This is a genomic window from Acidovorax sp. FJL06 (genome assembly GCF_003852545.1).
Taxonomy (GTDB): Bacteria; Pseudomonadota; Gammaproteobacteria; order Burkholderiales; family Burkholderiaceae_C; genus Acidovorax.
Window position 1 is genome coordinate 197,802 of sequence record NZ_QAJR01000012.1, and the last position, 21,014, is coordinate 218,815.

Annotated in this window: 20 protein-coding genes; 13 read left to right on the plus strand and 7 right to left on the minus strand. The window is 68.1% G+C overall.

The window, feature by feature from the left end; genetic code table 11:
- Nucleotides 1-13: 13 nt before the first annotated feature.
- Nucleotides 14-313 carry a hypothetical protein gene (locus tag DBV10_RS22775; RefSeq protein ID WP_158616809.1) on the minus strand — a complete coding sequence of 100 codons (300 nt, stop codon included), beginning with the start codon at nucleotides 311-313 and terminating at the stop codon, nucleotides 14-16.
- Nucleotides 314-445: 132 nt separating this feature from the next.
- Nucleotides 446-1,378 carry a LysR family transcriptional regulator gene (locus tag DBV10_RS08165; protein ID WP_124512416.1) on the minus strand — a complete coding sequence of 311 codons (933 nt, stop codon included), beginning with the start codon at nucleotides 1,376-1,378 and terminating at the stop codon, nucleotides 446-448.
- A 119-nt stretch (nucleotides 1,379-1,497) separates the two neighbouring features.
- On the opposite strand from DBV10_RS08165, the gene DBV10_RS08170 reads away from it, so the two are divergent.
- The 4 genes from DBV10_RS08170 to DBV10_RS08185 all read left to right on the plus strand — a co-directional run bounded on the left by DBV10_RS08170 (nucleotide 1,498) and on the right by DBV10_RS08185 (nucleotide 4,535).
- Complete coding sequence (locus DBV10_RS08170; protein WP_124512418.1) at nucleotides 1,498-2,148, plus strand: glutathione S-transferase family protein; 651 nt, start codon at nucleotides 1,498-1,500, stop codon at nucleotides 2,146-2,148.
- Nucleotides 2,145-3,137 carry a pyridoxamine 5'-phosphate oxidase family protein gene (locus DBV10_RS08175; RefSeq protein ID WP_124512420.1) on the plus strand — a complete coding sequence of 331 codons (993 nt, stop codon included), beginning with the start codon at nucleotides 2,145-2,147 and terminating at the stop codon, nucleotides 3,135-3,137. The genes DBV10_RS08170 and DBV10_RS08175 overlap by 4 nt, the downstream gene beginning before the upstream one ends.
- A gap of 71 nt (nucleotides 3,138-3,208) precedes the next feature.
- A complete protein-coding gene (locus DBV10_RS08180; RefSeq protein WP_124512422.1) occupies nucleotides 3,209-4,087 on the plus strand; it encodes an AraC family transcriptional regulator in 879 nt (292 codons plus the stop codon).
- A gap of 103 nt (nucleotides 4,088-4,190) precedes the next feature.
- Entirely contained in the window at nucleotides 4,191-4,535 is a 345-nt protein-coding gene (locus DBV10_RS08185; RefSeq protein WP_124512424.1) for a VOC family protein, read from the plus strand.
- Nucleotides 4,536-4,553: 18 nt separating this feature from the next.
- On the opposite strand, the gene DBV10_RS08190 is transcribed toward DBV10_RS08185, so the two are convergent.
- Both DBV10_RS08190 and DBV10_RS08195 read right to left on the minus strand, forming a co-directional pair.
- The gene (locus DBV10_RS08190) at nucleotides 4,554-5,399 is read right to left on the minus strand and encodes a class III extradiol dioxygenase family protein (protein WP_124512426.1); all 846 of its coding nucleotides are present in this window, start codon (nucleotides 5,397-5,399) and stop codon (nucleotides 4,554-4,556) included.
- Between the two features lie 12 nt (nucleotides 5,400-5,411).
- Complete coding sequence (locus tag DBV10_RS08195) at nucleotides 5,412-5,759, minus strand: protocatechuate 4,5-dioxygenase subunit alpha (protein ID WP_124512428.1); 348 nt, start codon at nucleotides 5,757-5,759, stop codon at nucleotides 5,412-5,414.
- 85 nt (nucleotides 5,760-5,844) lie between these two features.
- Here DBV10_RS08195 and DBV10_RS08200 point away from each other — a divergent pair, with 85 nt between their 5' ends.
- Complete coding sequence (locus DBV10_RS08200; protein WP_370451120.1) at nucleotides 5,845-6,768, plus strand: LysR family transcriptional regulator; 924 nt, start codon at nucleotides 5,845-5,847, stop codon at nucleotides 6,766-6,768.
- A 122-nt stretch (nucleotides 6,769-6,890) separates the two neighbouring features.
- Nucleotides 6,891-7,070: a hypothetical protein gene (locus DBV10_RS08205; RefSeq protein WP_124512430.1), complete on the plus strand. Its 180-nt coding sequence runs from the start codon at nucleotides 6,891-6,893 to the stop codon at nucleotides 7,068-7,070.
- A 65-nt stretch (nucleotides 7,071-7,135) separates the two neighbouring features.
- Here DBV10_RS08205 and DBV10_RS08210 read toward each other — a convergent pair whose 3' ends face one another.
- Nucleotides 7,136-8,017, minus strand: coding sequence for a gamma-glutamyl-gamma-aminobutyrate hydrolase family protein (locus DBV10_RS08210; RefSeq protein WP_124512432.1), 882 nt, complete (start codon nucleotides 8,015-8,017; stop codon nucleotides 7,136-7,138).
- A 303-nt stretch (nucleotides 8,018-8,320) separates the two neighbouring features.
- On the opposite strand from DBV10_RS08210, the gene DBV10_RS08215 reads away from it, so the two are divergent.
- The 3 genes from DBV10_RS08215 to DBV10_RS08225 all read left to right on the plus strand — a co-directional run bounded on the left by DBV10_RS08215 (nucleotide 8,321) and on the right by DBV10_RS08225 (nucleotide 14,405).
- Nucleotides 8,321-11,890 (plus strand): TonB-dependent receptor domain-containing protein, encoded by a 3,570-nt coding sequence (locus tag DBV10_RS08215; protein ID WP_124512434.1) that lies wholly within the window; start codon nucleotides 8,321-8,323, stop codon nucleotides 11,888-11,890.
- Nucleotides 11,862-13,871, plus strand: a complete 2,010-nt coding sequence (locus tag DBV10_RS08220; RefSeq protein WP_124512436.1) for an adenylate/guanylate cyclase domain-containing protein — start codon at nucleotides 11,862-11,864, stop codon at nucleotides 13,869-13,871. The genes DBV10_RS08215 and DBV10_RS08220 overlap by 29 nt, the downstream gene beginning before the upstream one ends.
- Before the next feature lie 183 nt (nucleotides 13,872-14,054).
- The gene (locus tag DBV10_RS08225; protein WP_124512438.1) at nucleotides 14,055-14,405 is read left to right on the plus strand and encodes an HPF/RaiA family ribosome-associated protein; all 351 of its coding nucleotides are present in this window, start codon (nucleotides 14,055-14,057) and stop codon (nucleotides 14,403-14,405) included.
- 65 nt (nucleotides 14,406-14,470) lie between these two features.
- On the opposite strand, the gene DBV10_RS08230 is transcribed toward DBV10_RS08225, so the two are convergent.
- On the minus strand, nucleotides 14,471-15,457 hold the full coding sequence (locus DBV10_RS08230) for a PDR/VanB family oxidoreductase (RefSeq protein WP_124512440.1): 987 nt from the start codon (nucleotides 15,455-15,457) through the stop codon (nucleotides 14,471-14,473).
- Nucleotides 15,454-16,509, minus strand: a complete 1,056-nt coding sequence (locus tag DBV10_RS08235) for an aromatic ring-hydroxylating dioxygenase subunit alpha (protein WP_124512442.1) — start codon at nucleotides 16,507-16,509, stop codon at nucleotides 15,454-15,456. The genes DBV10_RS08230 and DBV10_RS08235 overlap by 4 nt, the downstream gene beginning before the upstream one ends.
- A gap of 293 nt (nucleotides 16,510-16,802) precedes the next feature.
- On the opposite strand from DBV10_RS08235, the gene DBV10_RS08240 reads away from it, so the two are divergent.
- From DBV10_RS08240 to DBV10_RS08255, 4 genes are all read left to right on the plus strand, one after another.
- On the plus strand, nucleotides 16,803-17,579 hold the full coding sequence (locus tag DBV10_RS08240; RefSeq protein WP_199740065.1) for a GntR family transcriptional regulator: 777 nt from the start codon (nucleotides 16,803-16,805) through the stop codon (nucleotides 17,577-17,579).
- A gap of 137 nt (nucleotides 17,580-17,716) precedes the next feature.
- Nucleotides 17,717-18,901, plus strand: a complete 1,185-nt coding sequence (locus tag DBV10_RS08245) for an ABC transporter substrate-binding protein (RefSeq protein WP_124512444.1) — start codon at nucleotides 17,717-17,719, stop codon at nucleotides 18,899-18,901.
- 244 nt (nucleotides 18,902-19,145) lie between these two features.
- A complete protein-coding gene (locus DBV10_RS08250) occupies nucleotides 19,146-20,018 on the plus strand; it encodes a branched-chain amino acid ABC transporter permease (protein ID WP_124512446.1) in 873 nt (290 codons plus the stop codon).
- The gene (locus DBV10_RS08255) at nucleotides 20,018-21,013 is read left to right on the plus strand and encodes a branched-chain amino acid ABC transporter permease (protein ID WP_124512448.1); all 996 of its coding nucleotides are present in this window, start codon (nucleotides 20,018-20,020) and stop codon (nucleotides 21,011-21,013) included. Before DBV10_RS08250 ends, DBV10_RS08255 begins: the two co-directional genes overlap by 1 nt.
- The last annotated feature ends 1 nt before the right edge of the window (nucleotide 21,014 follow it).

The window sequence follows — 21,014 nt, forward strand, 5'->3', positions numbered from 1 at the left end:
AGTGACCGAGGGCTTACTTGGCCATTTCGGTCTTGGGCGCGTCGGCCTTTTTCTCGGCAGCGGCCTTGGTCTTCTTGGCCTTGTGGGCCTTCTTCTCGGCCTTCTTTTCAGCCGATGCGGTAGCGGCGGGGGCTGCGGCGGTTGCCGGTGTGGCGGCTGCGGCCTTCACGGCAGGCTTGGCTTCCTCTTTGGCTGCGGTTGCGGCGGCTGGGGCCGCTTGGGCGGCTGGCGCAGCGGGGGCTGCAGCAGGAGTCTGGGCGAACGATGCCACAGCAAAGAAACCAGTGAAGAGGGCAGCGATGAGCTTGTTCATGAGACATCCTTTCAGATCGGATAAACCGCCCGACAACGCGTCGGACTTGTACATGCAACGGCGCTCGGCACTGCGGCGATGACAGCGTGAAAAAAGTGTTGGCAACAAGGTGTTACGGCGGTGTGGCGCGCCCTACCTGCTGCGGCCCGCGCGGGTGGCGCCCAGGCCGCGCCCGTTGAGCACCGGCTCCCTGGCCAGCGCCTCGCGCGCAAACTCCACGAAGGCGCGCACCTTGGCCGGTGCGCGTCGGCCTGCGGGGTACACGATGTGCACGGGCACGGGCGGCAGCTCGTGCTCGGCCAGCACGATGCGCAGCCGCCCCGCACGCAGGCCCGCAGCCGCCTGGTAGGCCAGGCACCGGGTCAGCCCCAGGCCGGCCTCGGCGGCCGCGATGTCCACTTCGTTGCTGTTGCTGATCCAGGCAAATTGCGGATGGCCCGTGGCGCCATCGCGGAACTTCCAGGGCGCGGGGGCCTGTGCATCAAATGCAAACCCGATGGCCCGGTGCTGGGCCAGGTCCGCCGGTTGGCGGGGCCGGCCGTGTTGTGCCAGGTAGGCGGGCGACGCCACCACCAGTCGGCGCAGGGCGCCCACCTGCACGGCCGTCAGGCCCGAATCGGGCAGGTGCGCGATGCGGATGGCCACGTCCATGCCCTCGTCCAGCAAATGCACCAGGCGGTTCACGAACAGCGTGCGCACCTGCACCTGTGGCTGGGCCTGTACATAGCCCTGCACGATGGGCGCCACATGCTGGATGCCGAACATCTGCGGCGCGGTGATGGACAGCAGGCCCCGCGCCTCGGCCTGTGCGCCGCTGGCAGCCTGCTCGGCGTCGTGCAGGTCGTTGAGGATGGAGCGGCAGTCGTTCAGAAAACGTTCACCCGCCTCGGTGAGCCGCACCAGGCGGGTGCTGCGCTGAAACAGCAGCACCCCGAGCCGCGCTTCCAGTGCGGCGATGGCGCGGGTGACGGCGGCGGCAGAGCAGCCCAGCCGCCGCGCGGCTGCGGCAAAGCCTCCGGCATCGGCCACCGCCACAAAACAGCGCAAGGTGTCGAGATGGTCCATGGGGAAGATTGTTTCGATTGGCGCAATTATGAAAGACGCACTATCGCTATTCACTGCGGAATGCGCAACAGATAAGGTGCGGGTCACTTTCATTCACCTCTGCGAAAAGGACATCCGCCATGGCGCCCCCCACTCCCACCACGCCCCTCCAGCTGTACCGCATGCCCATCTCGGGCCACTGCCACCGGGTCGAGTTGATGCTCTCGATGCTGGGCCTGCCCCATGAGTTGCTGGACGTGAACCTGCTGCAAGGCGAGCACCGGCGCGCCGAGCACCTGGCGCTCAACCCGCTGGGCCAGGTTCCGGTGCTGGTGGATGGCACCCTGGTGCTGAGCGACAGCAACGGCATCCTGGTGTACCTGGTGCAGCGCTATGCACCCGGCAGCGCCTGGATGCCGCAGGACCCCGTGGGGCTGGCGCAACTGCAGCGCTGGTTCAGCCTGGCGGCGGGGCTGCTGGCGCCCGGCATTGCCGCACCCCGGTTCGCTGCGCTGAATGGCCGGCCCGTGAGCGAGGCCGCGCAGGCCACCGGCAAGCGGTTGCTTGATTTCATGGAAGGGGAACTGGAGGGCCGCGCCTGGCTGCTGGGCGGTGCGGCGCCCAGCCTGGCCGACATCGCCATGGTCAGCTACACCTCGCAGGCGCACATTGCCGGGCTGCCGCTGGCGGCCTACCCCCGCATCGCAGCCTGGGTGGCCCGCATGCAGGCCTTGCCGGGCTATGTGCCCCTGGCCGACCAGCTGCCCGCCGTGGCCCCGGTGGCGCCATGACGACGGCCCCCGCACTGCGTGCAGAAGGCGCCGCCGAGGCCTTCCATCCGGGCGAACAGGCCTTGCAGGTGCGGGTGGGCGTGCGTGAGCGCATGGCGGCCGTGGGGCCCATGGTGCTGCGCGACCACATGCCCGACCAGCACCGCGAGCTGTTCGAGAAGCTGCCCACGCTGCTGCTGGGCACGCTGGACGCCCAGGGCCAGCCCTGGGCGACGATGCTCGCGGGCCCGCCGGGTTTCGTGCACACCCCGGATGCGCAGCACATGCACATTGCCACGGCGCCCAACACCGCCGACCCCGTGCTCGCGCAGCTTGCGCCCGGCGCCGCTGTGGGGGTGCTTGGGCTGGAGCCCCACACCCGGCGCCGCAACCGCATGAATGGGCGCGTGGTGGACTTCGGCACGCAAGGCCTCGGCGTGCAGGTGCTGCAGAGCTTTGGCAACTGCCCCAAGTACATCCAGGCGCGTGAGCCCGGCTTGCGCCCCGTGCTCACGGCGCCGGGTGCAGTGCAGTGGCTGGGCGCAGATCTCGATGCGGCCGCCATCGCGCGGGTGCGTGGGGCCGACACGCTGTTCATCGCCACGGCCTCGGCGCCGCAGCCCGGTGCGGCAAGCCATGAGGGCGTGGATGTGTCGCACCGTGGCGGGGAGCCTGGCTTTGTGCACATCGAGCAGACCGTGCGCGGCGTGGTGTTGAGCCTGCCCGACTATCCCGGCAACCAGTTCTTCAACACCCTGGGCAACCTCACCCTGCACCCACTGGCGGGCCTGCTGGTGGTGGACTATGACGGGGGCGGATTGCTCCACATCGCGGCGCAGGCCGAGGTGCTGTGGGATGACGCTGCGCGTGCGCCGTGGCCTGGTGCGCAGCGCGTGCTGCGGCTCACCGTGGCGCGCGCCGTGTGGCGGCCGCAGGTGCTGCCGTGGCGGTGGACACCACCGGTGGCGGCGCCCCAGTTTCGGGTGATGCGGGGCGGGACGGCAGTCTGACGATCTGGCAGACACCCGGGCGGTGTAAGGTGGCCCACCGGCGCCGCTGTGGCCCGGCAGGAGGAAACCCCATGCCATCGCTCACCGCCTCAAGCCGGGCCATACCGGGCCCTGGCTTGCCGGGGCAGCCCGCCACCGCCTGCGCGATGTGGGGCTTTGAAGAAGAACTGCCGTACACCGTGCGCCGCCTGGAGGTCGCGCACGCGGGCATCAAGCTGATCATCGGCTGGCGTGCGGCTTACGGAGTCAGGCTGCCGGCGGGCACCCTGCAGTCGTACCAATCCCTGGTGGTGGGGCTCGGTGGCGGGCCCGTGGTGACCGAGCACCTGGGGGCACAGTCCTGTGTGGAGGTGACCTTGGCCCCCTGGCTGGGGTTTCAGCTGTTCCACGGCAGCCCGGATGTGCTCTCGTGTTCGATGGTCGCGCTTGCCGATGTGTGGGGCAATGCGGCCACGCGGCTGTCCGAGCAGTTGCACCATGCGCCGGATTGGCCCACGCGCTTTGCGCTGGTACAGCAGTGCCTGCAAGGGATGCTGGCCCGGTCACGCCACACGGTGCAGACACCGGTGCGGCAGGCCTGGGAGATGCTGAGCGCGCAACGCGGCAACTTGCCCGTGTCGGCCCTGTGCCGCGCCGTGGGCTGGAGCGAGCGGCACCTGGCACTGCAGTCCTGCCACCAGCTGGGGGATACGCCCAAACGCCTGGCGCGGCGATTGCGGTTTGGGGCTGCCCACCAGGCCCTAGAGGGGGTCACTGGCCCCGCTGGGCAAACCGACCTGGCGGACCTGGCCGCCCGCTGCGGATTTGCCGACCAGAGCCACCTGAGCCGGGAGTTCCGGCACTTTGCGGGTTGCTCGCCAGCGGCCTACCAGCGGGCGGGTTTTGCCGATGTGCCGGGCAAGCCCGCCAGTTTGATGGAGTCTGTGGAGACGGCTGAGTCAAGGGGCTGACGATCTGCGAGCCACCCGGCACCAGGTCATTTTTCTTCAAGACAGGCGGGCACAAGGCGCCCAGACTGGCGCACTTGCCATGTTTTCCTCAAGGGAGCTTTCGATGCACGCCAACGTCTCATTCCTCGAAATCGGGGCCGACAACGCCCAGGTTTCGCAGCAGTTCTTCAGCCAGTTCTTTCAATGGACTTTTGAGCCCACGGAGAAGGAGGGCGAGGGCTGGTTTCTGAATGGGGGCATGAAAGTCGGCCTGCACGGCGCAGACCCTGTGCAGTCCATCACCCCGTTCTTTGAAGTGGCCGATGCGGTGGAGGCGGCCCAGCGTGTGCGGGCGCTGGGCGGGACCGTGCAGCCACCAGGCCCGGAGGAGCCCGGTTTTGGCGTGTTTCTGATGTGCACCGACCCCGGTGGAGTCCGCTTTGGGCTGCACCAGCCCGCAAGGCGCTGAAGGGCAGCGCCCGCCGTCTTACACCGCCTCCAGCGCCATCACCGCCGTGGCGGTGTTGGAGATGGGGATGTGGTAGTTGCTGTGCACCCGGCGCACTCCCGCACTCGCGGTGGCCAGGGCGCCCCGCATGGCCACCCACATCAGCAGCTCCACGCCCTGGGTGCCGGTCTTTTCCACCAGCTCGTGCACGCTGAACTGCGTGGCCCATTCGGGGTTGCTGGTCAGGCTTTCGATGAACTGCAGGTCAAACGCCTTGTTGATAAAGCCCGCGCGCTCGCCGTCGAGCTGGTGCGAGAGGCCGCCCGAGGCAATCACCGCCACCTTCTTGTCGCTGTCCCAGCTCTGGATCGCCTGGCCCACGGCCTTGCCCAGGGCGTAGCAGCGCTTGGCCGAGGGCAGCGGAAACTGCACGGTGTTGATGCACACCGGCACCACCGTCACCGGGCAATCGCCCTCGGGCCAGAAGAGCTTGAGCGGCAGCGTGCAGGCGTGGTCCACCAGCATCTCCTGGCAGGTGGTCACGTCAAACTCCTGGGCTATCAGCGTGTTGATGAGGTGCCACGACAGGTCCACCTCGCCTGGGAAGGGCGGCAGCGTGGGGATGCCCCAGCCCTCGTCGGCGTTGCGGTACTCGGCCGCCGCGCCCACGGCAAAGGTGGGCATCTTGTCGAGGAAGAAGTTCAGGCCGTGGTCGTTGTAGAACATCACCACCACGTCGGGCCGCTTCTCGCCCAGCCACTGGCGGATGGGGGGAAAGCCGTCGAAGAAGGGCTTCCAGTAGGGCTCGTTCTGCAGGCCCTTGTGGATGGCGTTGCCAATGGCCGGGATGTGCGAGGTGCCGAGGCCGCCGATGAGTTGTGCCATGGGTTTGTCTCCTTATTTGCCCGCTGCGATCAGCATGGCCTTGAATTCGTCTTTGGTCATGCCCGTCTGCTGCGCGCCGATGTCCTGCATGTCCAGCTTGAAGATGCCCGCGAACTTGGCCAGGTAGTAGGCGTTGCCGCCTGCGGCGATGAGCTGCAGCACGTTCTTGGCGCGGATGGCGGCAGCCTGCTGCTCGTTCAGGCTGTACTTGCGCATGTACGCCTCTTCATCGGCCACAAAGGCCTTGCGGTTGGCTTCGTCGTTGAACGAAAAGCACATCTTGTTTAGCGCATAGCCCTTGCGGGCCTGATCGCCATCGAACGGCGTGGTGCCGGGAATCGGGGGGTTGTGGGAAGGCATGGAAGTCTCCGGGTCTTGATCTGGGTCAGCCCGCAGTGTCGCGACGCCATTGCCAAAGATGAAGGGGCCCAAGATCATCGAACACATGAGCAAATTCGATGGATCACAGCTGGATGGGCACCTGCTGAAGCTGCTGCTAGCGGTGCTGGAGACGGGCAGCATCACCGCTGCCGCTGAGCGCCTGGGCGTCACCCAGTCGGCCGTGAGCCACCTGCTCGACAAGCTGCGCGCCATCACCGGCGACCCGCTGTTTGTGAAGCGCGGGCGCGGCATCGTGCCCACCGCGCGGGCCGAGGCGCTGGCCCAGCCCGCGCGCGACATGCTGCGCCAGATGCAGCGGTTTGCCCAAGGGGCCGACTTTGACCCGCAGGCCTGGCAGACCGAGCTGACCATTGCCGCCAACGATTTCCAGCGCGACCTGCTGCTGCCCGCCCTGGCCGCACGCCTGCGCACCGCCGCGCCGGGCGTCACGCTGCGCATCGTGCCCAGCGGCGCACCCGGCGCCGAGCTGCTGCGCTCCGACACCTGCCAGCTTGTCATCAGCCCCCGCCCGCCGGACGGCACCGACATCGTGCAAAAGCGCTTGTTTGAAGACCAGTACCGCGTGTTCTACGACGCTGCCGTGCGCAGCGCCCCCACCGCCGAGGTCGACTACCTGGCCGCCGACCACGCCACCGTGGCCTATGAAGCGCACCGGGGGCTCGACCTGGACCGCCAGCTGCTCGCGCGGGGCGTGCGCCGCCGCTTCGCCGTGCGCGTGCCGGGTTTTGCCGCGCTACCAGCGTTTGTGCGCGGCACGGAGCTGCTCACCACGGCCCCGTCGCTGCTGTCCCGCACGGCCCTGGCAGGTCTGGCCAGCGCGCCCGTGCCGGTGGTGTGTCCAGCGATGCCGATGTACTTGATCTGGCATGCGCGGTACCAGCAGGATGCGGCACACCGGTGGCTGCGGGGGGAGGTGGAGGCGGTGGTGGGGCCGGTGCTGGACAGGCGAGAGGGGCTCAGCGGATAAGTGCCGCGCACGGATGGTGTTGGCAAGCCGTGTGGGTCGTGAACGCAGGGGTTGCGATCATCCTGAGTACCATGGCTGCGGCCCGCCAGCAGCGGTCAAATGATCCACGAAGAAAGCACCGCATGAGTGACCCCAAGCCCGCCCAGAAGGAGGCAGTGGCCCCGAAAGAGCGAGAGAGCATCAACCGCCATTTCAAGCGGGAGGGGCGATGGATGGTCTGGCTGGGAGTCGGTCTGCCCCTGATCCTGCTGGTTGTTGCCTTTCTGCTGGGTCCTGCGCTTCTCAATGCCTTGAACAAGTAGCAAGCCCGGGGCATGCATGGAGAGCCTGGCCAGAGGCGCATACAGGCTGCCCAGCCGCATTCCCTTCACGCTTCTTGTGCCCTGTCCCTGCGCAGTGCGCCGCGCAGCAACCGCGTTGCCCGGTCCCTCAACCTCACCGGCTTGCCCGGCCGCACCGGGTGCTCCTTGGCCTGCACACAGGCCGCCAGAAAGTCCTGCAGGATGGCTGTGTCGTCCAGCGTGTCCGAGCCCTGCTTGTGGAACTCCGGGTGCCACTGTGTGGCCGCGATATAGCCGCGCCCGGGTGCAGGTTTCAGGCGGATGGCTTCGGGCACGCCGTCGGGTTCGCTCAGGGCTTCCACCTCGAACTCTGGCGCCAGGCGCTTGATGCCCTGGTGGTGGATGCTGTTCACGCGGGCTCGGGGTGCGTCGGGGTAGAGCTGGGCGAGGCGCGAGCCGGGCACGATCTGGATGCCGTGGAAATGCTGGTCGTAGGTGGTGGCGTTGCGGTGCTGCAAGGCCCCAGGGTGCTGGGTCTCGATGTCCTGGTAAAGCGCGCCGCCAAAGGCCACGTTGATGAGCTGCAGGCCCCGGCACACGCCAAAGATGGGCTTGCCCACTTCGGCAAAGGCCTTGACCAGGGCCAGGTCGTAGATGTCGCGCACGCGGTCGCCCATCCATTCCTCGCGCAGGGGCTCCTCGCCATAGTTGCCGGGCCACACATCGGCACCGCCATGCATCACCACGCCGTCCAGCCACTCGGCATAGTGCGCCAGCGTCACGTCGCCGCGCGCCGTCTCGCCCGTGGGGCAGGGCACCATCACCACGATGGCGCCGGAGGACATGATCCAGTGCGCAATGGATTGCTCCACGTACTGCAGCGTCTTGTTGGTGAACAGGGGGCGGCTGGGGTCGGCGTGCTGGAAGCAGGCGGACAGGCCGATCTTGAGGCGGGGGGCGGTGGACATGGTGGGCGGCTCCAGGCAGCACGCGCGGGGCGTGGGGTCGATGCAATCCGGGGATGGCCCATTTGTAGCACTGCGCCCGCGCGGCGTCTGTAGGAAGCGGCCGTGCAGGGCGCCGGGATCGCGGTGCACGGTGTGCTTGCTGTTGCACGGTGCTACGAAATGTGGCTTTCTTCATGAAATGCAGTGGCGTGGCCCCTGCATCGCGGTCACGGGGGCGGAGGGCTCGCGATAATTTCCTTGCACCTGGGTTCCAGGGAGGGGAGCCCGGCCGCCTGTTTTCCCGCCTTCCGCGAAAGCCGTTCTATGCCCCACCAGAGGAATTCCCGCCTGCCCGCGCTCACGGCGCTGGCGGTGTTGGCCGCCATGGCCTTCCCCCCGCTTGCTCAGGCTGCCGTGCCCGCCGGGGCTGCCGCCGAGATCGTGAGCCTGCAAGGCACGGGCGACCAGCGTGCGGCTGCTGCTGCGGACTGGAGCCCTGCGCGCCTGGCACAGCCGCTGGCCACGGGCGACTTTGTGCGCACCCGCCAGGCCGCGCGCATGGCGCTGCTGTTTGCCGACGATACGCAATTGCGCCTGCACCAGAACACGGTGCTGCAAGTCAAGGGTGTGGCCACCCCGGCCCAACCGGTGACCACCCTGCTGCTCAATGCGGGCCGCGCCTGGACCCAGACCAAACGCGCCGACGGCAGCCGCCTGAACCTGGAGACCCCCGCTGCCACCGCCGCGATCCGCGGCACCGACTGGGACATCAGCGTGGAGGACGATGGGCGCACGCTGATCACGGTTCTGTCGGGCCAGGTGGAGTTCTCCAACGCGCAGGGCGCGGTGTCCGTGGGTGCCAACGAAGCCGCCGTGGCCGAGGTGGGCAAGGCCCCGGTCAAGCTGGTGCTGAGCCAGCCGCGCGACCGCATCCAGTGGGTGAATGCGCTGCGCGCCGACCCGCTGCCCCCCCTGGCCGCCGAGCCCGTGCCCGAAGCGCTGGCCCCGGTGCGCGCCGCGCTCGCGGCCCGCGACCTGCCCGCTGCCCGTGCTGCCCTGGCCCAGGCCCGCAGCAGCGGCGCGCCCGCGCCCTGGGTGGCGGTGATGGACGCGGCCATCGCCCTGCAGGCGGGCGACCTGCTGGCCGCGCGTGAGCAACTGGCACGCCAGGTGGCGCAACCTGCGGCGCCGCTGCCTGCCTGGCTCATGCAGTCCGACGTGCAGCTGGTGGAGGGCGAAGGTGCCGCAGCCGCCAACACGCTGCGCGCGGCTTTGCAGCGCTGGCCTGCCCACCCGGCGCTGACGGCCCAACTGGCCCGTGTGCTGATGCTAAGCGACCGCGTGGACGAGGCCCGCGCCGCGCTGGACCCGCTGCAGGCCACGGCCCATGCCGAGGTCGCCCTGGTGCGTGCCGAGCTGGCCCGGCGCCGGGGCGATGCGCCCGCCACACTGGCCGCCTACACCGAGGCCACGCAACTGGCCGCTGGCGATGCGCGCACCTGGCAGGGCCTGGGCAGTGCGCATGTGGAGCGCGAAGACCCGCGCCCCGCCCGTGACAACCTTCAACGTGCGCTGCAGCTGTCGCCGCAAGCACCGGGCGCCTGGGGTGAGCTGGGCACGCTCGAAACCTTTGTGAACCAGTTCACCGAAGCCGGGGCGGCCTTTGCCACGGCCCTGGGCGACAACCCGGCGGACTATGTGGCGCTCACCGGCCAAGGCCTGCTGCACCTCAAGCAGGGCAACCCGCAGGCCGCGCTGGATGCGTTCTTGCGCGCGGGCGTGATGGAGCCGCGCTATGCCCGCGCCAAGACCTGGACGGCCGTGGCCTATTACCAGCTGGGCCGCCACCAGGATGCGCTGTCCACCCTGTACCAGGCCATCGTGCTGGACGACAAGGACCCCGTGCCCCACATGCTGCTGGCGCAGATCCACACCGACCTCTTCCAGCCCGGCGAGGCGGTGGAGGCCGCCCGCGCTGCGGTGGAGCGCATGCCTTACCTCCGGTCGCTCAACCAGGTCGCCAACGACCAGAAGGGCAGCGCCAACCTGGGCGCATCGCTGGCCTTCTTCGGCATGGAGGACTGGGCGCTGGAGTTGGCGCAGCAGAGCTTTTATCCGTACTGGGGCGGCAGCCATCTGTTCCTGGCGGACCGCTATGCGGGCGAGTTCAACAAGAACTCCGCGCTGTTCCAGGGCTTCCTCACCGACCCGATGGCGTTTGGCGCGAGCCAGCGGTATGCGTCGCTGCTGCAGCAGCCGGGGGCGCATGGGGCGGTGGGCGTGACGCTGGACCGCGACCTGTACCGCATGCGTGCACCCGCCGTCACGCTCAACGGCATGAACAACACCCATGTGCCCGTGTCGTGGTTCTTCAAGGCGCAGTCGGCCAACGCCAGCGAGTTTCCGTTTGATCTGCAGGTCAATAATGCGCCCGCCGTGCGCGGGGGCCATGGCGACGTGCATGCGCGCGCCGTGACGGTGGGGGCCGGCATGCAGCCCACCGAACGCATCAACCTGTTCGCCTATGTGAACCAGTTCGACATGCGCCTGGCCAGCCAGAACCTGTTCGAGACCGCCCTGGACAACAAGAGCACCCAGGGTGCGCTGGGCATGTCCTACCGCTGGGGCCCCACGGAGCAGACCTGGATCAAGCTCGGCCGCAGCGTGGAAAGCATCCTGCTGCAGCGCTACCCCACGTTGTACGTCGAGCCGCCTTTCATCAGCCTGATGGGCGTGAGCAGTCTGCCGAAGAAGCAGTTCAACGACCTGCAGCTGCGCCACACGGTGGACACCGCGCCCGGCAGCCGCTGGAGCGTGGCGCTGGAGCATGTGCGCGAGCGCCAACACAACCTGATCGCTGGCGAGGCCGCCGTGGCGGCCGACATTCCGGGCGTGGGCCCCTACCGCGACTCTCTTTTCGTGGGCGGCTACAACCATGTGGACCGGCGCTACACCGGCCTGACCCTGGCCACCGCCCAGCGCCTGGACCCGGCACTGAACCTGGACGCCGCGCTGGGCCTGCAGCAGATACGCCACCGCGTGGACGGGCTCACGCAAAGCTACCTGGTGAACCTGGATGCCCTGAGCGAAGAGCAGGCGCGCCGCGCCGAGATGGAGCGCGTGGTCACGCCGCGCGTGGGCCTGGTGTGGCAGCCTGTGGCGGGCACCACCGTGCGCATGGCCTACCAGGACTGGCTGCGGCCCCTGAGTGTGTCCACCCTCACCAGCGTGGAGACGGCAGGCATCCCGGTGGAAGACCGCCTGATCGAAGCCGGTGGCCGCCACAAGCGCGTGGTGGCGCAGTTGGGCATGGAGCTGGGTCGGAGCACCTTTGTGAGCCTGCGGGCCGACCACCTGCGCGTGCGCAACCCCGGCACCGTGGGGGTGGACCTGCGCACGCCCAGCCTGCCGTTCCTGGAGGAAATGCGCAACGCGCAGATGGTCAATCTCTCGACCACCGACCTGCTGGAGGACACGCCCAGCTTTGACACGGGCACGCTCAAGACCCTGGGCGCGGGCGTCAACCACATGTTCAACCGCCGCTGGTCGGGCTATGCCAAATACCTGTACCAGGGCAGCGAAAGCCGCAGTTACGGCGCGGACGGGGCCGTGGGCCGCATCCCCTACATCCCGCGCCATACGGCCGTGCTGGGCGCCACCTGGGCCAGCCCGCAGCGCCTGTACCTGAGCGGCCGCGCGGTGTACCGCTCCGAGCGGTTCGAGGACAAGGAGAACCTCACCCGTATGGCCCCGGGCTGGGGGGTGGACCTCATGGGGTTCTGGGAATCCGAGGACAAGCACTGGGTGCTGGGGGCCGCTGCATTGAACCTGTGGGCCCCGAAGTCCGACCGCCGCAAGACCCGCTATGTCCTGGACGCCCGCTACCGCTTCTGACCGCGCCGGGCCCGCAGCCTGGCGCAAGCCGCAGTGGGGCACGCTCGCGGCCTGCGCGCTGGCGCTGCTGCTGGTGGGGGCCGCCACATTCACCCGCACCTGGCATGCGCTGGAGTTCAAGACCTTTGACGTGCTCACGGCGCTGACGGCGCCGCAGCGCACGGCGCTGCCCGTGGTGATCCTGGCGATCGACGAGCCCACCTTCCAGGAGCTGCAGCAGGCCTGGCCCTTCCCGCGCGGCGTGCATGCGGCCCTGCTGCAGCGCCTGCATGCCGAAGGGGCGGCTGCCGTGGGCCTGGACATCGTGTTTGCCGACCCCTCCATGGAGGCCGAGGACGCGGCCCTGGACCGCGCCATTGCGGGCGCCGGCCCGGTGGTGCTGGCCGCCACGCGCGAGAAGATCGACAGCAGCAACGCGGCGCTGTGGCTGGACGTGCAGCCGTTGCAGCGCTTTTTGGATGCGGGTGCCGATGCGGGCGATGCGGGTGTGGAGCCCGATGACGACTTCGTGGTGCGCCGCGCCCCGGTGGCGCGCGACGGGTTTGCCCTGCGGCTGGCGCAGCGCGCGGCCGAAGCGCGGGGCCTGGCCCCGGTGCTGCACCCCTTCGACTGGATTGGCTACCGCGGGGCGCGTGGCACCTTCGACACGCGTTCGTACTACCAGGCGCTGGAGCCGGGCCTGCTGCCCGCAGGCTTTTTCAAGGGCAAGATCGTGCTGGTGGGGCGCTCTGCGCGCACGGCCACCGAGCTCACGCGGTCGCAGGCCGACCTGTTCAACTCGCCGTTTGGCACGGCGGGCGGCGAGCGCCTGTTCCCGGGCGTGGAGTTGCAGGCCACGCTGGTGGACAACTACCTCACGGGCGGAGGCCTGCGCAGCGTGCACGAGGGCTGGACGCTGGCGCTTACCGCGCTGTTGCTGCCGGTGCTGCTGTGGGGCGGCCGCCGCCTGCACCCGGCGGGTGCGGCCGCGCTCACGGCCGCGCTGGTGGTGGCGATGGGGCTGGTGTCGTGGGGGCTGTTTGCGCGGTTTCGGCTCTGGTGGCCGCCGCTGCTGCCGGCCGCCGCGGCTGTGGCCGTCTACGCCGCTGCGGCGCTGGTGGCCTATGCCCTGGTGCGCCAGCGGGCCCGCCAGACGCGCGCCATGCTCGCGCAGTACCTGCCGCCCGCCGTGGTCTCGCGCCTCATCGCACACCCCGAGCTGATGCGCCTGGGCGGCGAGGCGCGCGAGGTCACGCTCATGTTCACCGACCTGGCCCACTTCACCACGCTGTCCGAGCGGCTCAGCGCCGAGCAGACGGTGGAGGTGCTCACCGGCTACTTCAACGCCATGACACCCATCGTGCACGCTACGGGTGGCACGGTGGACAAATTCATCGGCGACGCGGTGATGGCCTTCTGGGGGGCTCCGCTTTCCGACCCCCAGCATGCGGAGAACGCCGTGCGAGCCGCCATCGCCATGCAGCAGGCCATGCAGGCGCTGGTGGCCGACCTGGCCGCGCGCGGGCTGCCGCCCATCCACATGCGCATCGGCCTGCACACGGGCCGCGTGGTGGTGGGCAACGTGGGCTCGGAGCAGCGCTTTTCGTACACCGCGATTGGCGACGCGGTGAATCTGGCCGCGCGGCTGGAAGGGGCGAACAAGGCGTTTGGCACCGGCATTCTGCTGTCGGCGGCCACGGCGGCGCAGCTGCCGCCCACAGTGGCCTTGCGCGCGCTGGACGACGTGATCGTCAAGGGCAAGACCGAGCCCGTGCGCGTGTTCACGCCCTGCGACGATGCCGCCCTGTGCCAGGCCAGCCAGGCCGCGCTCGACGCCTTCCATGCCCGGGACTGGGACGGTGCCGCGCATTCCCTGGCGCAGGTGCTGCAGCGGCTGCCTGGCGACCTGGCCGCGCTGCGCCTGCAGGAGCGCGTGGCCGACGCGCGGGCCCTGCCGGCGGGGGCCGACTGGGCACCTGCCGTGGCGCTCGACAAGCTCTGAAGCCTGCCTCCGTGGCCAACATGGCGGTTTGTGGCGCCTGTTTGCGGTCCCGCAAACGCCGCTAAACACGTTTTTGCGGCGGGGCCATCCAAAGGTGCGACGATGGAGGTTCGCGGGACGGCTGTGGCGCCTGGCTGGCGTGGCGGCCGTGTCTTTCCGGAATCCACTTCAAGGAGCATCACCATGCAAGTACAAGTCAACACCGATGACCACATCGAAGGCGGGGAGTCGCTGGCGCAATGGATCACGGCCGAAGCCAAGAGCCGCCTGTCGCGCTTTCAGGACCATGTCACGCGGCTGGAGGTGTTTTTGTCCGACCTGGATGCGGGCAAGTCGGGGGCGAACGACAAGCGCTGCCGCATCGAGGCCCGCGTGACCGGCCGACAGCCCGTCACCGTGACCGACGAGGCCGACAAGATGGCCAATGCCTTCATCGGCGCCGTGGACAAGCTGGCGCGCGCGCTCGACACCGACCTGGGCCGCGTGAAGGACCGCAACGGCCGCGACACCATCCGGGCCGCGTCCGAAGAGTGATGTTTTTATGAAATTGGCTGCCAGCGCTTGCTGGACAGGCGCTGGAAGCTATCAAATCAGGAGTTCTACAAATCCAGCACCAGCAGCTTGCTGCGCGCGCGCGAGCAGCAGGGCATGAACTGCTCGTTGGCGGCTTTTTCTTCCTCGGTGAGGTACATGTCGCGGTGGTCCACCTCGCCCTCCAGCACGCGCGTGAGGCAGGTGCCGCACACGCCCTGCTCGCACGAGGTGAGGATGTCGATGCCGTGGCCGCGCAGGGCCTCCACCACCGACACATCGGGCGCAATGGGGTAGACCTTGCCGGTGCTGGCAATGCGCACCTCAAAACCCTGGTCGCCCGAGGTGTCCTGCGCGGGGGCGCCAAAGTATTCGAGGTGGATATGGTCCTGCGCCCAGCCCAGGGCCCGGGCCGTGGTCACCACATGGTCGATGAAGCCCGCCGGGCCACACACATACAGGCGCGTGTCGGCGCCGGGTGCGGCCAGCACGGCAGGCAAGTCCAGCTTTTGTTCGGGCGCGCCCGCATCGAAATGGAAATGCGTGTGCGCGGCCAGGGGCGACGCCGCGATCTCGCGCGCAAAGGCCGTGCGTTCCACCGAACGTGTGCAGTAGTGCAGCGCAAAGTCGGCGCCCGTGCCGGCCAGCCGGTCGGCCATGCACAACAGCGGCGTTACACCAATGCCACCCGCCAGCAGCACGGTGCGCTGCGCGGGGTGCAGTGCAAAGTGGTTGCGGGGCGTGCTGATGGTGATCACGTCGCCCTCGTGCACGCTGTCGTGCATGGCCACCGAGCCGCCGCGCGAGGCCGCGTCGCGCAACACGGCGATGCGATACCGGTGCGGATCATCCTTCAAGGTGTGCGAGGCATTGCACAGCGAGTATTGCCGTGTCAGCCCCCCCACCGATTGCGGCAGGTGCACGTCGATGTGCGAGCCCGCGCTGAACGGCGGCAGCTCCGCGCCATCCACGCGTGCCAGCTCGAAGCTGGCGATGCCATCGGCCTCGGTCCGCTTCGCGACGACGCGGACCTGCAGGGTTTCCTGCGCGGTCATGCGGCCACCCCCTGCTGCGCTGCGGGCGCGCGTTCGGCGGCCAAAAAGCGGTCGAGGATCTTGCGCGACTGCACGCCACCCGCGTCGATGTTGAGCATGAGCAGCTTGCGCTCGGGGTAGCGGGTGAGGTTCTCTTGTTGCAGCTCCAGCATCTGCTGGTCTTCGGCAAAGATCTTGCCCTGGCCGTCGCGAATCTGGGTGGTGAGCGAGGGATCCTGCGGCTTGAAGTTGCGCGCCATGCCCCAGAAGTAGTGGATGGAGGTCTCGGTCTCGGGCGTGATGAAGTCCACCACGATGCTCGATGCCTTCTTGTCCGCCGGGGCGTCGTAGCCGCCGTGGCCGGCCAGCGCCACGCCCACTTCGATCAGCACATGGCTGGGCGGCGTGAAGTGGCAGATCTGCCAGCGGTCCACCAACTGGTCGTCGGGCAGGCCGTTCATGCGCAGCGCCATCTTCCAGAACGGGGGGGCTTCGATGCCTTCCATGAAGCGGCTGGTGATCACCTCATCACCCTCCACGCGGGTCTTGCAAGGCACCTCGTCGATTTCCTTTTGCCCGATGCTGGTGGAGTGCACGTAGGTCTCGTGCGTCAGGTCCATCAGGTTGTCGATCATCAGGCGGTAGTCGCAGGCAATGTGGTACAGCCCGCCGCCGTAGGCCCATTCGGGGTTGTTGGCCCAGGGCAGGTGGTGGATGGTGGCGGGGTCTGCCTTGTCTGCATCGCCAGGCCATACCCAGATGAAGCCATAGCGCTCCACCACCGGAAAGCTGCGCGCCTTGGGGAAACCCTGCACGCGCTGGCCGGGCATGGACACCGACTTGCCCGTGCACTCCACCCGCAGGCCGTGGTAGCCGCACTGCAGGTGGCCCTCGCACACGCTGCCCAGCGACAGCGGCGCGCCCCGGTGGGGGCAGAAGTCGTCCAGCGCAGCAACCTGGTCGGGCGCGGGGCGGTAGAAAACGATCTTCTCGCCGCAGATGGTGCGGCCCAGGGGCTTGTCCGCGATCTCGTCGGGGGTGCAGGCGACGTACCAGGCGTTTTTGGGGAACATGCTTGTCTCTCTCCGTGGGGTGGATGGGGCCGTCGCAGGCTTGGTATACAGCCAGCCGGCAGATCATGTGTTTCTGGGCCTGATTGTGCGAAAAAGCGGGTTTTATGTATACATAAGAAAGGCATAAAACAGCTATCGCACACTGGCATATCTTCTAAGTGATTGTTTTGTATTGGGGTGGTGAGTTTTGAGATGGCTGTGGTGCGAATATGTGTATACATTCTCGCCAGGTCCGCCGTATCCTGGACCTCCCCGCATTCCGGCCCTGTTCCCACCTGTTGACGCCCCGCACCATGAACCACCCCGAACCCCAGGCCATGGCCTCCCTTGGCGAGGCGGCCGACGCCGGTGCCTCGCAGGCGGTCAAGGCGCAGCTGCGGCTGCGCGAGATGATCCTGGCGGGTGACCTGCCCGGCGGCGCGCGCATTGCCGAGCTGACGCTGGTGGAGAAACTGGGCGTGTCGCGCACCCCCATTCGCGCGGCGCTGATGCGGCTGGAGCAGGAGGGGCTGTTGCACCGCCTGCCCGGCGGGGGCTATGCCGTGCGCACGTTCTCCGAGACCGACGTGGCCGACGCGATCGAGCTGCGCGGCACCATGGAAGGCCTGGCGGCGCGCCTGGCGGCCGAGCGCGGCGTGGCGCCCGCCGTGCTGGCCGAGGCCCATGCCTGCCTGGATGCCATCGACGCCACCCTGGCCCCGCCCACGCTGGATGACGAGGGGTTCTCGCGCTATGTAGAACTGAATGCACGCTTTCACCTGCTGCTCAGCCGCATGGTGGGCAGCGACGTGGTGGCGCGCGAGCTGGACCGGGTCAAAGGCCTGCCGTTTGCCTCGCCCTCGGCCTTCGTGGTGGTGCAGACGCATTCGGCCCAGGCGCGCGACATGCTGGTGGTGGCGCAAGACCAGCATCGCCAGGCGCTGGACGCCATCGAGCGGCGCGAGGGTGCACGGGCCGAGGCCATCATGCGGGAGCATTCGCGCATCACGCGGCGCAACCTGCTGGCGGCGGTGCAGGCTTCATCGGTGCAAGGGCTGCCCGGGGTGCGGCTGATCCGGGAGCGCGCCTGATGCCCTTTTCGGCTCGGTTGGGTTATTCCATTTGGTGATACCTGAATGCTTGAATTCCTGCTTGTGAAATAACGCAGCCCGGGCCACACTGCCGCCAGCATTTTTCTGTATACAACGACTTTTCACAGGAGACAACGATGCAAAAACGCCAGCTTCTTCGTGCTTCGGCTGCCGCCGCCGTGGCGTTGTCCACCGGCCTGGCCGCCCTGCCAGCCGCCGCGCAGGACAACGTGTTCAAGATCGGCCTGATCCTGCCCATGACGGGCCAGCAAGCCACCACCGGCCGCCAGATCGAAGCCGCCGCCAAGCTCTACATGGCACAGAACGGCGACACCGTGGCCGGCAAGAAGGTGCAGCTCATCATCAAGGACGACACCAGCCTGCCCGATGTGACGCGCCGCCTGGCCCAGGAGCTGGTGGTGAACGAAAAGGTGAATGTGCTCGCCGGCATGGGCATCACGCCCTCGGCCATGGCCACCGCGCCCCTGGCCACGCAGTCCAAGACCCCGCTGGTGGTGATGGCCGCCGCCACCTCCAGCATCACCGAGGCCTCGCCCTATGTGGTGCGCAGCAGCTTCACGCTGCCGCAGGTTTCCGTCGCGCTGGCCGACTGGGCGCCCAAGAACGGCATCAAGAAGGTGGTGACCCTGGTGAGCGACTACGGTCCGGGTATCGATGCGGAGAAGTATTTCAACCAGCGCCTGACCTTCAACGGCGGCCAGGTGACGGAAGCCTTGCGCGTGCCGCTGCGCAACCCCGACTTCGCCCCTTTCCTGCAAAAAGTGCGCGACGCCAAGCCCGACGCACTGTTCGTCTTCGTGCCCTCGGGCGCGGGCGCTGCGGTGATGAAGCAGTTCCTGGAGCGCGGCATGGACAAGGCCGGCATCAAGCTCATCGCCACCGGCGACGTGACCGATGACGACCAGCTCAACGACATGGGCGATGGCGCCCTGGGCGTGGTCACGTCGCACCACTACTCGGCCGCACACCCCTCGCCGCTGAACAAGAAGTTTGTCGAGGCCTTCGAGAAGGCCAACAAGGGCCTGCGCCCCAACTTCATGGCCGTGGGCGGCTACGACGGCATGCGCGTCATCTATGAAGCGCTCAAGGCCACCAAGGGTGCGGGCGGCGGTGATGCGCTGCTGACCGCCATGAAGGGCCAGATCTTCGAGAGCCCGCGCGGCCCCGTGTTCATCGATGCACAGACCCGTGACATCGTGCAGAACGTGTACCTGCGCAAGGTGGAGCGTGTGAACGGCCAGCTGTTCAATGTGGAGTTCGACGTCATCAAGGACGTGAAGGACCCCGGAAAAACTAAGTAACCCCCTGAGGCGCTGCGCGCCTTCCCCCTACAGGGGGACGCCGCCAGTGCGGCGGGGCGGCCCTTGCACGGCGGCCGCTGGCGCAGGGCGCGCCGGTTGCGAGGGGCGGTGGCCTTCCTCCACCCGTTCGGGCCGGGCTTGTCGAAGCCGGGGCGCACGGATCGAGTGCTCGGCTTTGGTGATTCGTCGCACTTCCACTGCCCTGAGCAGGGTGGTGCACTTTTGTCTTCAATGAAGTGATTTCATGCTGACCATTCTTTTCGACGGCGTTGCCTACGGCATGCTGCTGTTCATCCTGGCGGTGGGGCTGGCCGTGACCATGGGGCTGATGAATTTCATCAACCTCGCGCACGGGGCCTTTGCCATGGCGGGGGGCTACATCACCGTGCTGCTCATGCAGCGGCTGGATGTGCCCTTCCTCGTCTGCCTGCCGCTCGCGTTTGTGGGCACGGCCCTGCTGGGGGGCGTGCTGGAGCGCACGCTGTACCGGCCGCTGTACCACAAGGCCCACCTGGACCAGGTGCTGTTTTCCATCGGCCTGGTGTTCATGGCGGTGGCCAGCGTGGACTACTTTGTGGGCTCCACGCAGCAGATCATGCAGCTGCCTGAATGGCTCAAGGGCCGCACCGAGATTGGCAGCGGCGCCCTCATGCTGGGCATGGGGCACTACCGTCTGTTCATCATTGCCGTGTGCGCGGCGCTCACCGTGGGTCTGCAGTATGTGCTCACCAAAACCCGCTTCGGCAGCCGCCTGCGCGCCAGTGTGGACGACCAGCGCGTGGCGGCGGGCATGGGCATCAACGTGAACATCGTGTTCCTGTCCACCTTCGCGTTTGGCTCCGGCCTTGCGGGTTTGGGCGGTGCGTTGGGGGCGGAGGTGCTGGGGCTCGACCCGAGCTTTCCGCTCAAGTTCATGATCTACTTTTTGATCGTGGTGGCTGTGGGGGGCACCTCGTCCATCACCGGCCCGCTGCTGGCCGCGCTGCTGCTCGGCATTGCCGACGTGGCAGGCAAGTACTACATCCCCAAGCTGGGCGCCTTCATTGTGTACAGCCTCATGATCCTGATCCTCATCTGGCGCCCCCAGGGCCTCTTTGTGCGCAAGGGGGGTAAATGATGGCCAACCCGCACAACCCCTTGCTGCAGGCCCGGCGCTTTCGCTGGTGGGAGCCCGTGCTGTGGCTGCTGGCCTTTGTGGCGCCGCTGGCGTTGCCCAGCCACGCGCTCATCATCAACGAGATCGCCATCGTGGCGCTGTTTGCCCTGTCGCTGGACCTGATCCTGGGCTACACCGGCATCGTCTCGCTGGGCCACGCAGCCTTCTTTGGTTTGGGTGGCTACGCGGCGGCGCTGTTTGCCAAGCATGTGATGCCCGACCCGCTGGTGGGCCTGGCCGTGGGCATCGCTGCGGCCACGGTGCTGGGCGCGGTGGCATCGCTCACCGTCATGCGCGGCACCGACCTCACCCGCCTCATGGTCACGCTGGGCGTGGGCCTGGTGATGCTGGAGCTGGCCAACAAGCTCGACTGGCTGACCGGTGGTGCCGACGGCCTGCAGGGTGTGGTGCTGGGCCCGGTGCTCGGCCAGTTTGAATTTGACCTGTATGGCCGCACGGCCGCCTGGTACTCGCTCACGGTGCTGCTGGTGTTCTTCCTCATCGCGCGGCGCATCGTGCAGTCGCCGTTCGGGGCCACGCTCAAGGCCATCCGCGACAACCGGCTGCGCGCCATGGCCATCGGCATCCCGGTGACGGCCAAGCTCGCGCAGGTGTACACGCTGGCCGCCGCGCTGGCCGGGGCTGCGGGCGCGCTGCTTACGCAGACCACGGGCTTTGCCTCGCTCGACCTGTTCGAGTTCCACCGCTCGGCCGACGTGATGCTGATCCTCGTGATCGGCGGCGTGGGCTGGCTGTACGGCGGCATCCTGGGGGCCATCGGCTTCAAGCTGCTGCAGGACGTGATCTCGTCCATCACGCCGCAGTACTGGACCTTCTGGATCGGCCTGTTCCTGGTGGTGCTGGTGCTGGTGGGGCGCGACCGCCTGTTCCGCCCCTGGACCTGGTTTGGCGCCGGCCACAAGGCCGGGGCTGCCTCCAACACGGGAGGCCACTGAC

Bases quoted from the DNA above. Each gene is read 5' to 3' on its own strand.
- DBV10_RS08170 (WP_124512418.1), top strand. From the start codon at position 1,498: ATGGCGCCCCCCACTCCCACCACGCCCCTCCAGCTGTACCGCATGCCC.
- DBV10_RS08190 (WP_124512426.1), bottom strand. From the start codon at position 5,399: ATGGCACAACTCATCGGCGGCCTCGGCACCTCGCACATCCCGGCCATT.
- DBV10_RS22775 (WP_158616809.1), bottom strand. From the start codon at position 313: ATGAACAAGCTCATCGCTGCCCTCTTCACTGGTTTCTTTGCTGTGGCA.
- DBV10_RS08245 (WP_124512444.1), top strand. From the start codon at position 17,717: ATGCAAAAACGCCAGCTTCTTCGTGCTTCGGCTGCCGCCGCCGTGGCG.
- DBV10_RS08165 (WP_124512416.1), bottom strand. From the start codon at position 1,378: ATGGACCATCTCGACACCTTGCGCTGTTTTGTGGCGGTGGCCGATGCC.
- DBV10_RS08215 (WP_124512434.1), top strand. From the start codon at position 8,321: ATGCCCCACCAGAGGAATTCCCGCCTGCCCGCGCTCACGGCGCTGGCG.
- DBV10_RS08230 (WP_124512440.1), bottom strand. From the start codon at position 15,457: ATGACCGCGCAGGAAACCCTGCAGGTCCGCGTCGTCGCGAAGCGGACC.
- DBV10_RS08235 (WP_124512442.1), bottom strand. From the start codon at position 16,509: ATGTTCCCCAAAAACGCCTGGTACGTCGCCTGCACCCCCGACGAGATC.
- DBV10_RS08195 (WP_124512428.1), bottom strand. From the start codon at position 5,759: ATGCCTTCCCACAACCCCCCGATTCCCGGCACCACGCCGTTCGATGGC.
- DBV10_RS08210 (WP_124512432.1), bottom strand. From the start codon at position 8,017: ATGTCCACCGCCCCCCGCCTCAAGATCGGCCTGTCCGCCTGCTTCCAG.
- DBV10_RS08180 (WP_124512422.1), top strand. From the start codon at position 3,209: ATGCCATCGCTCACCGCCTCAAGCCGGGCCATACCGGGCCCTGGCTTG.
- DBV10_RS08220 (WP_124512436.1), top strand. From the start codon at position 11,862: ATGTCCTGGACGCCCGCTACCGCTTCTGACCGCGCCGGGCCCGCAGCC.
- DBV10_RS08255 (WP_124512448.1), top strand. From the start codon at position 20,018: ATGGCCAACCCGCACAACCCCTTGCTGCAGGCCCGGCGCTTTCGCTGG.
- DBV10_RS08205 (WP_124512430.1), top strand. From the start codon at position 6,891: ATGAGTGACCCCAAGCCCGCCCAGAAGGAGGCAGTGGCCCCGAAAGAG.
- DBV10_RS08200 (WP_370451120.1), top strand. From the start codon at position 5,845: ATGAGCAAATTCGATGGATCACAGCTGGATGGGCACCTGCTGAAGCTG.
- DBV10_RS08225 (WP_124512438.1), top strand. From the start codon at position 14,055: ATGCAAGTACAAGTCAACACCGATGACCACATCGAAGGCGGGGAGTCG.
- DBV10_RS08185 (WP_124512424.1), top strand. From the start codon at position 4,191: ATGCACGCCAACGTCTCATTCCTCGAAATCGGGGCCGACAACGCCCAG.
- DBV10_RS08250 (WP_124512446.1), top strand. From the start codon at position 19,146: ATGCTGACCATTCTTTTCGACGGCGTTGCCTACGGCATGCTGCTGTTC.
- DBV10_RS08240 (WP_199740065.1), top strand. From the start codon at position 16,803: ATGAACCACCCCGAACCCCAGGCCATGGCCTCCCTTGGCGAGGCGGCC.
- DBV10_RS08175 (WP_124512420.1), top strand. From the start codon at position 2,145: ATGACGACGGCCCCCGCACTGCGTGCAGAAGGCGCCGCCGAGGCCTTC.